Origin of the sequence: Streptomyces sp. NPDC021020, from assembly GCF_044333285.1 — a bacterium.
In the GTDB taxonomy this organism is placed as follows: domain Bacteria; phylum Actinomycetota; class Actinomycetes; order Streptomycetales; family Streptomycetaceae; genus Actinacidiphila.
Genome location: NZ_JBIRQQ010000007.1, coordinates 198,303 through 208,304, shown reverse-complemented (window position 1 = coordinate 208,304; position 10,002 = coordinate 198,303). Strand labels below are relative to the sequence as shown.

General features: G+C 75.8%; 8 protein-coding genes and 1 pseudogene. 3 read left to right on the top strand and 6 right to left on the bottom strand.

Translation table 11 applies throughout. The annotated features are described in order from the left end of the window. Nucleotides 1-28: 28 nt before the first annotated feature. Nucleotides 29-238, top strand: coding sequence for an MbtH family protein (locus ACH4SL_RS22300; RefSeq protein ID WP_398448163.1), 210 nt, complete (start codon nucleotides 29-31; stop codon nucleotides 236-238). 69 nt (nucleotides 239-307) lie between these two features. Here ACH4SL_RS22300 and ACH4SL_RS22295 read toward each other — a convergent pair whose 3' ends face one another. The 3 genes from ACH4SL_RS22295 to ACH4SL_RS22285 form a co-directional block, all read right to left on the bottom strand. After that, on the bottom strand, nucleotides 308-1,408 hold the full coding sequence (locus ACH4SL_RS22295; RefSeq protein ID WP_398448161.1) for an iron-siderophore ABC transporter substrate-binding protein: 1,101 nt from the start codon (nucleotides 1,406-1,408) through the stop codon (nucleotides 308-310). 58 nt (nucleotides 1,409-1,466) lie between these two features. Continuing rightward, nucleotides 1,467-3,212 carry an ABC transporter ATP-binding protein gene (locus tag ACH4SL_RS22290; protein WP_398448753.1) on the bottom strand — a complete coding sequence of 582 codons (1,746 nt, stop codon included), beginning with the start codon at nucleotides 3,210-3,212 and terminating at the stop codon, nucleotides 1,467-1,469. Nucleotides 3,213-3,283: 71 nt separating this feature from the next. Further along, nucleotides 3,284-5,023 carry an ABC transporter transmembrane domain-containing protein gene (locus ACH4SL_RS22285; protein ID WP_398448159.1) on the bottom strand — a complete coding sequence of 580 codons (1,740 nt, stop codon included), beginning with the start codon at nucleotides 5,021-5,023 and terminating at the stop codon, nucleotides 3,284-3,286. Between the two features lie 223 nt (nucleotides 5,024-5,246). On the opposite strand from ACH4SL_RS22285, the gene ACH4SL_RS22280 reads away from it, so the two are divergent. After that, on the top strand, nucleotides 5,247-6,119 hold the full coding sequence (locus ACH4SL_RS22280; protein ID WP_398448157.1) for a (2Fe-2S)-binding protein: 873 nt from the start codon (nucleotides 5,247-5,249) through the stop codon (nucleotides 6,117-6,119). Here the strand turns inward: ACH4SL_RS22280 and ACH4SL_RS22275 are convergent. The 3 genes and pseudogenes from ACH4SL_RS22275 to ACH4SL_RS22265 all read right to left on the bottom strand — a co-directional run bounded on the left by ACH4SL_RS22275 (nucleotide 6,026) and on the right by ACH4SL_RS22265 (nucleotide 8,813). Further along, entirely contained in the window at nucleotides 6,026-7,039 is a 1,014-nt protein-coding gene (locus tag ACH4SL_RS22275; RefSeq protein ID WP_398448751.1) for a right-handed parallel beta-helix repeat-containing protein, read from the bottom strand. The genes ACH4SL_RS22280 and ACH4SL_RS22275 overlap by 94 nt on opposite strands. 171 nt (nucleotides 7,040-7,210) lie before the next feature. Next, a pseudogene (locus tag ACH4SL_RS22270) lies at nucleotides 7,211-7,534 on the bottom strand (carbohydrate binding domain-containing protein); the annotation flags it as partial. A gap of 229 nt (nucleotides 7,535-7,763) precedes the next feature. After that, a complete protein-coding gene (locus tag ACH4SL_RS22265; protein ID WP_398448749.1) occupies nucleotides 7,764-8,813 on the bottom strand; it encodes a mechanosensitive ion channel family protein in 1,050 nt (349 codons plus the stop codon). Nucleotides 8,814-9,355: 542 nt separating this feature from the next. Between ACH4SL_RS22265 and ACH4SL_RS22260 the strand changes: the two genes are divergently transcribed. Further along, on the top strand, nucleotides 9,356-10,000 hold the full coding sequence (locus ACH4SL_RS22260; RefSeq protein ID WP_398448155.1) for an SIS domain-containing protein: 645 nt from the start codon (nucleotides 9,356-9,358) through the stop codon (nucleotides 9,998-10,000). Nucleotides 10,001-10,002: the final 2 nt, after the last annotated feature.

The window sequence follows — 10,002 nt, the reverse complement described above, 5'->3', positions numbered from 1 at the left end:
ACCGGACCACGGAAGGCAAGGACCCGACATGAGCAACCCGTTCGAGAACCCCGACGGCGTCTACCGCGTACTCGTCAACGCGGAGGGCCAGCACAGCCTGTGGCCCGACTTCGCGGCCGTACCGGACGGCTGGACGGTCGCCCACGGACCGGCCGGGCGGCAGGACTGCCTGGACCACATCGAGGCCCACTGGAAGGACATGCGGCCCAGGAGCCTGGTCGAGGCCGAGGACGCCTGAGCCGCACCGGACACGGCGGAGGGGGCGGGCCCGCGGGCCCGCCCCCTCCGCCGTGCGTCCGGCGACCGGTCAGGACGCCGACTCGTCCACCTTCGTGGCCGGGTCGCCGTCCACCGCCGCGGCGAGCTGCGGCACCAGGCGGTCCAGCACGAAGGGGATGCTCAGCACGGTCGACAGGGACACGGCGTTGCCGTAGTCGCTGCTCTCCTTGACGAAGACCTCGCGGCCCTGCTTCACCACGTTCAGATCCCCGTAGATCTTGTCACCGTGCAGCTTGGTCACCGCGGAGGTGAGGTCGGGCACGATCCACACCGCGACCCCCTGGTCCAGCAGGTCCATGCGCTCCTTGCTGATGTTGGCGCCGAACTGGTCGCCGATCACCTTGTCGAGGTCCTTCGGCAGCGACAGGCCCAGGTCCGACAGCAGCCGCGAGCGCGGGTCCTGGGTGCCGTAGACGAACGTCCCCTCGTACGGCGTCGCCATCACCGCGGTGGCCTTCGCGAACTCCGGGTGCGCCTGCTTGGCGGCGGCGAACTTCGCCGTCACGCCGTCCACCAGCTGCTGGGCCTCGGCCGGCTTGCCGAGCGCCTTGCCGATCTCCTCGGTCTGCTGCTCCCACGGCACGCCGTAGTCGTTGTACTCCTTGGGCTGCGCCACGACCGGCGCGAACTTCGACAGGTTGTCGTACTGCGACTTCGTCAGGCCCGAGTAGACGGCGAGGATCAGGTCGGGGCGCAGCGCCGCGATCTTCTCGACCTGCGGGCCGGTGCCGTCGTCCTTCAGGACGGTCGGCGCGGGCGCGCCGCCCAGCTTGTCCTGCGCCCACGGGCCGATCGCGCCCTTGTAGCCGCCCAGCCACTCCGTGGTGCCGACGGGCACGGTGCCCAGCGCGAGCACCGCGTCCTGGTCGGTGAGGCCGACCGTCACGACCCGCTTCGGCGCGGACTTGATCGTCGTGCTGCCGAACTTGTGGGCGATCGTGACGGGGAAGGCCTTCGCCTCGGGGGCCGCGGAGGAGGACGCCGACGCGTCCTTGCCGGAGCCCGCGGACGGGCCGGAGCCGTCGTCGGAGGAGCCGCAGGCGGCCGCCGTGGTGAGCAGGAGGACCGAGAGGAGGGCGCCGGCCAGCCGCGACAGGCGGCGGCGGGAGGCTCCGGGAGTGCGGGACATCGGGTGATCTTTCTGTGGGTGCGGTGGGCGGGTGCGGGTGCGGGGGAGTGGGGGCGGGTCAGGTCCGGTGGCCGGGGTCCGCGGTGCGGCTGCCCGACCAGGCGTCCCACAGGGCGGCGTAGGCGCCCCGTGCGGCGAGGAGCTGCTCGTGGGTGCCCTCTTCCACGATCCGGCCGTCGCTCAGGACGACGACGCGGTCCGCGGCGGCGGCCTGGCTGAGCCGGTGGGCGACGACCAGTGCGGTACGGCCGCGCAGCGCGCGCTCCGCGGCCTCGTCGAGCAGCCGGGCGCCCGAGCTGCCCGCCTCCGCGGTGGCCTCGTCGAGGACGACGACGGGCGGGTCGGCCAGCAGCAGTCGGGCCAGGGCGAGTTGCTGGGCGCGGTCGGGCGTCAGGCTGCGTCCGCCGTTGCCGACGACCGTCTCCAGCCCTTCGGGCAGCGCCTCGGCCCAGCCGAGCGCCCCGACCGCCGCCAGCGCCTCGCGCAGCTCGGCGTCGCTCGCCCCCGGGCGGGCCAGCCGCAGGTCGTCGGCGAGCGGGCCGGCGAAGACGTGGACCTCCTGGGTGACCAGTCCGACCGTGCCCCCGGACTCCTCGGGCGCGGCTCCGCCGACCTCGACCGTGCCGTCCACCGGGCGGTGCAGCCCGGCCACGAGCTTGGCCAGCGTCGTCTTGCCCGCGCCGGTCGTGCCGACCAGCGCGACCCGCTCCCCGGGCCGTACGTGCAGGTCCACGCCGTGCAGGACCGGGTGCCCGGGGAGGTAGGCGTGGGACACGCCGGACAGCGTCACGGACGCCTCCTGCGCGGTGGCGGCCGGTCCGGCCGCGGGGGGCGCGGGCTCGTCGACCACGCCGATCAGCCGGGCCAGCCCCGCGGTGGCCGACTGGGCGTCGTCGAGCAGCACCAGCGCGGTGTTGACCGGGCCGAACAGGCCGAGGAAGTACAGGGCCGCGGCGGTGGCGGTGCCGACCGACGCGGCCCCGGAGCGCACCAGCAGGAAGCCGGTGACCAGGACGGAGGCCAGGCCCGCGTACTCGGCTATGTGCAGCCGGGCGTAGAAGCGCAGGACCAGCCCCACCCCGCGCATCGTCAGCTCCACCGCGGCGCGGGAGCTCTCGGCGACCCGCCGGGTGCGGCCGTCCTGGAGCCGGTAGGCGCGGACGGTGCGCGCGCCGCCGATGGTGTCCAGCAGCATCTGCTGCTGCTCACCGGTGGCGACGCGCTCGCGCGCGTACAGCGGGACGGCGTTGCGGACGTACCAGCGCGCGGTGTGCGCCTGCACGGGGACGGCGACGAGCGCGGCGGGCAGGAAGCGCCAGTCCAGCAGCGCCAGGGCGCCCAGCGTCAGGACGATCGACAGCCCCGACCGGGTCAGTTCGGGCAGCGCGCCGCGCACCGCCTCGGCCACCCGGGAGACGTCCCGCGTCACCCGCGCGCTCAGGTCGCCCGAGCCCGCCCGCTCCACCCGCTCCAGCGGCAGCGCCAGGGCGCGCTCCACGAAGGCCTCGCGCAGCCGGGCGAGCACGGTCTCGCCGAGCCGGGACAGCAGCGACAGCCCCGCGGCGGTCATGAGGCCCTGCACGGCGGCGACGGCGGCGAGCGCGACCACCGGGCCGGTCAGGGCGTCGGCGGAGCGCTTCTCGGTGACCACGTCCACGATGTGGCCGAGCAGCGGCTGGGTGAGGAGCCCGACACACGTGGCGAGCACCATCGTGCCGAACCCCGCGGCGGCCAGGCCCCGGTGCGGGCGCACCAGCGCGCGCACCACGGCGCGGGTACGGGCCGGGGACGCCGTGGGCAGCAGCGTGCGGCCCGCGGCCGCGGTGGAGGCGGCTTCGTCCTCAGGGGCCGCCGTGCTCGCGGTGTCGTACGCGGTCACGCGAGCACCGCCGACCGGTAGGCCGCGTCGGTCCTGACCAGGCCCGCGTGGGTGCCCTCGGCGCCGACGCGGCCGCCGTCGAGGAGGACGACCCGGTCGGTGACGGCCAGCAGCGCGGGGCTGTTGGTCACCACGAGGGTCGTGCGCCCCTGCCGCAGCTCGCGCAGGCCCTCGGCGATACGCGCCTCGGTGACCGCGTCGACGGCGGTCGTCGGATCGTGCACCACCAGGACGGGCGGCCCGGCCCGCAGGGCGCGCGCCAGCAGGAGGCGCTGGCGCTGGCCGCCGGACAGCTGCCGGCCGCCCTCGCCGACCCCGGCGCCCCGCGGCAGGGACCGCGCGACCTCGTCGGCGTGCGCGGCGGCCATGGCACGCGCCGTCAGCACGTCGACCCCGCCGTCCCCGGCCTCCCCGGCCTCCCCGGCGTCCGCGCCGTCCTGCGCCGCGGTGGGCGGTACGACGTTGGCGGCCGGCGATCCCTCGAACAGCGCCGCGTCGTGCGCGGCCACCAGCACCGCCCCCCGCAGCTCCGCCGGGTCCAGCCGGGTCAGCGGCACACCGTCCAGCTCCACGGCGCCCGCGTCCGGGTCGCGTTCCCGGCCCAGGCAGCTCAGCAGCGCCTCGGCGCACGCCGGGTCGGTCACCGCGACCCCGGTCAGCAGCCCGGCCGGCAGGTCGAGGTCGACGCCGTCCAGCGGGCCGAGCCGCACACCGCGCAGCCGCAGCGCGCCGCGCACCGGCTCCGGCACGGCCTGCGTGCCGCCGGTGACGGCGGGGTCCGCGGCGAGCACCGCGGCGATCCGCGCGGCCGACGCACGGCCCTGCGCCAGCTCCGCGTTGACCCAGGCGAAGGTCTCCAGCGGCCCCAGCAGGAAGAGCGCGAGGCCCACCGCCGACACCAGCTGCCCGAGGCTGAGCGAGCCGTCGAGGGCCAGCCGCCCGCCGACCAGCGCGATCAGCGCGATGAAGCCGCCGGTCAGGGAGAGCACCAGCCCGGTCTGCCAGGCCTCCGCGCGGGCGGCCCGCAAGGTGGCGGTGAGCGAGGTCCGGCTCGCCGTGCGGTACCGCGCGACGGCCGCCCGCTGGGCCCCCAGTCCCTTCAGCACCCGCAGCCCGGACACCAGGTCGGCGGCCACTCCCGCGGCCTGCGCGGCCCGCTCCTGCTCGGCCTCGCTGCGCCGCTCCAGGGGCTTGCCGAGCAGGTGGCCCAGCCACAGCAGCACCGGGGTGCCGAGCAGCACGATCAGCCCCAGCGGCACGGATATCACCAGCAGGGCCACCGCGCTCACCGCGATGCCCGCGACGGCCCAGGCGCCGCTCATCAGCGCCATGTTGACCGCGCCGACGCGCCGGGCGTCCTCGGTGGCCACATTGGCCAGCTCGCCGGGCAGCCGCCCCTCCTCGGCGCCGCCGCGGGCGTCGAGCACCCGGCGCAGCACGGCCAGCCGGAGGGTGTGCGCGCTCTCCTCGGCCGCCCGCTCACCGGCCCGCGCGCCCAGCCGGAAGCTCCACGACAGGCACACGTACACCACGGCGAGCACGGCCAGCCAGACCACCAGCCGCCGGCCGTCGCGTCCGGCCACCGCCTGGTCGACGACGATCCCGACGAGCACCGGGACCATGGCTTCCCCCAGTTGGTGCACGGCGCCGAGGACCGCGCCCAGCGCGCAGCCGCGTGCCTGCCCCCTGACCGAGCGCGCCAGGACGTCCCGCCCGGACACTTCCGCTGCTCCCACCGGCCACCCTCCGCATCCGGACCGCGCTCCCGGACTCCAGCCCCGGAAAACTTAGGGCAGGCTATCTTAACTTCGCGGGTGGTGCGGCTGCGGGAGCCCGGCCGCTCCGCGGAGGCGGCGCCGTCGCGCGGTCGGATCCGCCGCGCGCTCGCCCTGTTGACGGAGCCGTGCCACTCCCGCTTAGGTTAGCCTCACTTGACTTGACGGTGACGGGGGAGCACGCATGAGCCTGGACGAGGCCTACCGGCAGCTCGCCGAGGCGTGCGAACTCGACCTCACGGTCGGCGCGCCCGGCCCCGCGGACGGGCCGGACTGGGTGGACGGCGGCCGACTGGCGCGCGATCCGGCCGCCCTGCGGGCATGGCTGGACGACGAGGCCGACCGCATCGGGGCGGCGTGCGGGAAGCGGCTGCCCGGGCACGTCGCGGCCTCCCGGGCGCTGCACGGCTACCTCTGGTCGGTCGGCCTGCTGATCAGCGGCCCCTGGTATCTGCAGCGCCGGGTGCCGCGGCTGCGGCCCGAGGACGTCCGGTTGGGGCCCGGCGGCGCCCTGCACGTCGTCCCCGCCCCCTTCGCCTGCCTGCCCGCCGATCCGGCCGCCGGACGGCCCGAGGCGACCGTGCTGGACGGTGAGCGGGAGCTGCGCGCCGAGCTGCGCCGTGCGGTGGCCGACCACGTCGCCCCGCTGTTCGCCGCGCTGCGGCCCCATCTCCGGCGCGGGGAGCGGGCGTTGTGGGGGATGGCGGGCGACGACCTGATCGGGGGGCTGTGGGATCTCGGCGCGGCCCTGGGGGACGAGGAGCACGGCGCCGCGCTCGCCACCCTGGTGCTCCCCGGCCCGCGGGCGCCCTTCCCCGGCGGTGCGGACTTCCGCAGGCTGCCGGACGGGGAGGGGCTGACCCGGACCCGGGCCGGGTGCTGCCTCTACTACGTCGTCGACCCGGACGACATCTGCGGCACCTGCCCCCGCAGGCGCGCGGGGGCAGCTGCCGCTCCCGCCGGTCAGCCGATCGGGATGCCGGGGTTGACCAGTCCGTTGCCGCCGGTCACGGTGTTGTCCGCGGCGACGGTGACGGGGCAGGCGGCCGCGTCGTAGTTCGTGACGTGGATGGCCCAGCGGTCCGGGCCGGTCGCGCCGGTCAGGTCCGAGGTGTTGCCGCGGAAGACGGTGCCGCAGCCCCAGCCGTCGAACTGGCTGTGCGTCTGGAAGCCGTCGTTGGTGGTGCGGCTGCCGCGGTTGCCGGTGACGGTGTAGCCGTTGCCCTTGACGTCCACCCACGAGTCGTCGTAGTTGGCGCCGGTCAGGCCGCTGCCGTCGAAGGTGTTGCCGGAGATCACGCCGCCGGTGGTGCCCTCCTTGATGTCGACGTTCTCGCCGCCGATGTTCGGGCCGATGACGTTGTCGCTGATCCGCACGTGGTCGCTGGTGTCGGTCAGGGTGTTGGCGGTCCCGACGTAGACGCCCTCGCCCATGCCGTTGCCCGAGGTGCCGGTGTCGTGGATGAAGGAGTTCTGCACCACGCCGTAGCTGCTGGAGGTGCGGAAGTGCACGCCCTCCATCGTGGTGCCGTACACCTGTACACCGTCCACGGTGACGTGGTCGGAGGAGTCGATCATGATGCCCTTCTGGGCATGGGTCAGGGTGATGCCGCGGATCGTCCAGTACGGCGAGGAGGTGAGCTGGACGACGTTGCCGCCGCCGCCGGAGGTGGTCAGGACGGCGTTGCGTGAGCCGGTCAGGACGATGGGCGCGGCCGCGGTGCCGGCGGCGGTGATCTTGAAGTTGCCGGTGTAGGTGCCGTCCGCGAGGGAGATGGTCTGGCCGGGCCGGGCCGCGGTGAGCGCGGCCTTGAGCGACTTGCTGTCCGTCACCTGCACGAGCTGCCCGGCCGGGGGTGCGGTGGTGGGCGCGCCGGTGGGGGTCGCGGTGGCGGTGGCCGTGGCGGTCGCGGTCGCGGTCGTCGGCGGGGTGGTCGTGGGCGCGGTGGTGCCCCCGGCGGCCGGGCCGCTGAGCACGGCGTCGTCGGCGGAGACCGCGCCCGAGGCGTACCAGCCGCTGACGGTGACGGTGAGCGAGGTGGTCGAGGCGGCCGCGGTGACGTCCAGCGAGAGCGGCGCCCAGTCCGCGGCGGCGGTCCAGGTGGAGCGGGAGACCCCGGCGCCGGACACGGCGAGCTGCGCGTACGGGCCCTTGACCCACACGCTCAGCGCGTACTGCCCGCCGGGCCGGACCGCGACCGTCTGCGAGCAGGCCGCGGTGTCGGAGCCGGTCGGGGTGGACAGCAGCGCGTACGTCCCCGAGTGCGGGGCGCTCGCGGTGACGGCCGACTGCCCCGAGCACGTCCACCCGGCGGCGGTGCCGCTCTCGAAGCCGCCGTTGGCCAGCAGGTCGGAGGTGTCGTCCGCGGACGCGGCGCCGGGCGTGAGGGCGAGCGCCGCCGCCGCGGTGGCGAGGGCGGCCGCGGTCGCGGCCAGGGCGGCGCGGGCGGAGCGGCGTGGGGGGAGGGGCATGACGGGTGCCTCCAGGGGCGGTGGGGGGATACGGCCGCGGCCGTGCCCGTACCCGTGCGCCACGCCGCGGCGGCTGCGACAAGGGGTAGCGGCGGCCGCGGGGGCGCGTCAAGAGGCGGGACGACACAAGGACTAGACCAATCCGGCCCGGATCCGCGTACTGCCGCCCCGTTCCCGCCGTCCCCGGAAGGACCGGCCCCGAAAAGACCTCCCGGCGCGTGACCGCCCGTCAGCCCGTCATCGGCGCGCCCGGCGCCTCCGCGGTGCTGACCCGCGGCAGCGCGTACGGGTGCTCGTCGCGCAGCCAGGCGACCAGCCCCTCGCGCACCACGCAGCGCAGGTCGAAGAGGTCGCCCGCGTCCTTCGCGGTGAGCAGCGCCCGCAGCTGGAGGGTCGTCGGGGTGGTGTCGATCACCACGAGGTTCCACGCCCGGTGGTCCCACTCGGGGGCCTGCTCCAGGATCTCGTGCAGCCGTTTGCGCATGGCGTCGACCGGCGTCGCGTGGTCGACGTGCAGCAGGACCGTCCCGGTCATGCGCGGGTCGCCGCGCGTCCAGTTCTCGAACGGCCGGCCCGTGAAGTAGGACACCGGCATCGTGATGCGCCGCTCGTCCCAGGTCCGGACGACGAGGTAGGTCAAGGTGATCTCCTCGACCGTCCCCCACTCGCCGTCCACCACGACGTTGTCGCCGATCCGCACCATGTCGCCGAAGGCGATCTGCAGCCCCGCGAAGAGGTTGCCCAGCGTGGACTGGGCGGCGACACCCGCGACGATGCCGATGATCCCGGCGGAGGCCAGCATCGAGGCCCCCAGCGTGCGCATCGCCGGGAAGGTGAACAGCATCGAGGCCGCCGCGATCACGCCCACCGCCGCGGTGAACACCCGCTGGATGAGCGTCGACTGGGTGCGCAGCCGGCTGATCTTCGCCACGTCCCGGGAGACGGCCGCGTAGCGCGCGTACGCAGAGTCGGTGACGGCGGTCACGCCCCGGACGGTGAGCCACGCCGTGGCGGCGATCAGCGTCAGGGTGAGCACCTCGCCGGTGGCCGTGAGGTGCCGCCCGCGCACCACGTGCGCGGCGCGGTAGCCGCCCCGCAGGATCGCCGCGCAGATGAGCACCTGGAGCGGCAGCCGGCAGCGGCGCAGCAGGTGCCACAGCGGCGTCTCGGGGTGCCGGGCGTCGGCCGCGCGCAGCGCCCTGTCGACGGCGTAGCCCACGGCGACCGTCACCGCCGCCGCCGTACCCACCACCACAACCGGTCGCAGCGCGTCCTCCATGCCCACTCCCGTCGTCACCTCCGCGTCGCTCCGCGATGCCGCCGCCCGGCGGCACCCGGTACGCGTACCCGCTGCACGGCGCCCAACCCTGTGACGCGGGTCGCTCCTGGCCGGGCCCCCGCGGCGGCCCGCCGCGCGGCGGTCGGAGCGGCCGTTCGGCACCTGTCCGGAATCCCTGCTACCGGTGTCGCGATGGCTGCGTACGACGCGGGCGCCACGGGGCGGCCGCTCGCCGCCACCGCCCGGTGCGCCGAGGCGCCCCGGCCCCCGGGCGGACCACCGCGGCGTACGGCGAAGCCCTGCTCGGCGCCGCCGAAGCGGCTCTCTGCGCGGGGCCGCCGTCCCGTCGGCGGAAGGTGCGGGGCACGGGTGCGCGGGCGCCGCCGCGGCGGCGTGCTACGCAGCGTGCGCGTGGTCGAGGATGTCTGAAAACCGTAGGAGTCAAGGAGGTTGACGGCCCGCCACATCCCCTGACAAGATCCCGATTCTTCGGTGTCCGAGATGTGGTGACGGGGGTTTCACATGCCGATGGGAGCGCTCCCATGAAGATCGGTACCGGCGCGGACGGCCGGGCGCCGTCCGCTCCCGCGGGGGCCGCTGCGGCGGTCAAGCAGTACGTCGACGACCTCACGCTGGCGCTCGCGCAGATCGAGGTGGCGGCGGTGGCCGACGTCCTGGACTGCCTCGTGGACGCGCTGCGCGAGGGCCGCCGGGTGCTGGTCGCGGGCAACGGCGGCAGCAGCACCGCCGCGCTCCACATCGCCGCCGACCTGGCCGCGGCCTCCCAGCCGTTCGGCCCGGAGCGGCAGGCCGTGGCCCTGACCGAGAACATCGCCCGGGTCACCGCGATCGCCAACGACTACTCCTACGACGAGATCTTCTCCCGGCAGCTCCCGTCCTGGGCCCGCCCCGGCGACGTCCTGCTGCTGCTGAGCGTCAGCGGCCGCTCGCCCAACCTGGTGCGGGCCGCCGCGACCGGCCGCGAGCTGGGCATGACGGTGCTGGCCGCGCTCGGCGCCCCGGGCGACGTCGCGGCGCTCGCCGACCGGCACGTCGTCCTCGGCCAGGCGGACTACGGCCTCACCGAGGACCTGCACGTCTCCCTCGGCCACATGGCCGTCCGCGTCCTGGGCGGCGGCGAGGCCTGCCGCGTCCCGGCCGCCGCCGGCGCCGAGGGCGGGGGGTGAGG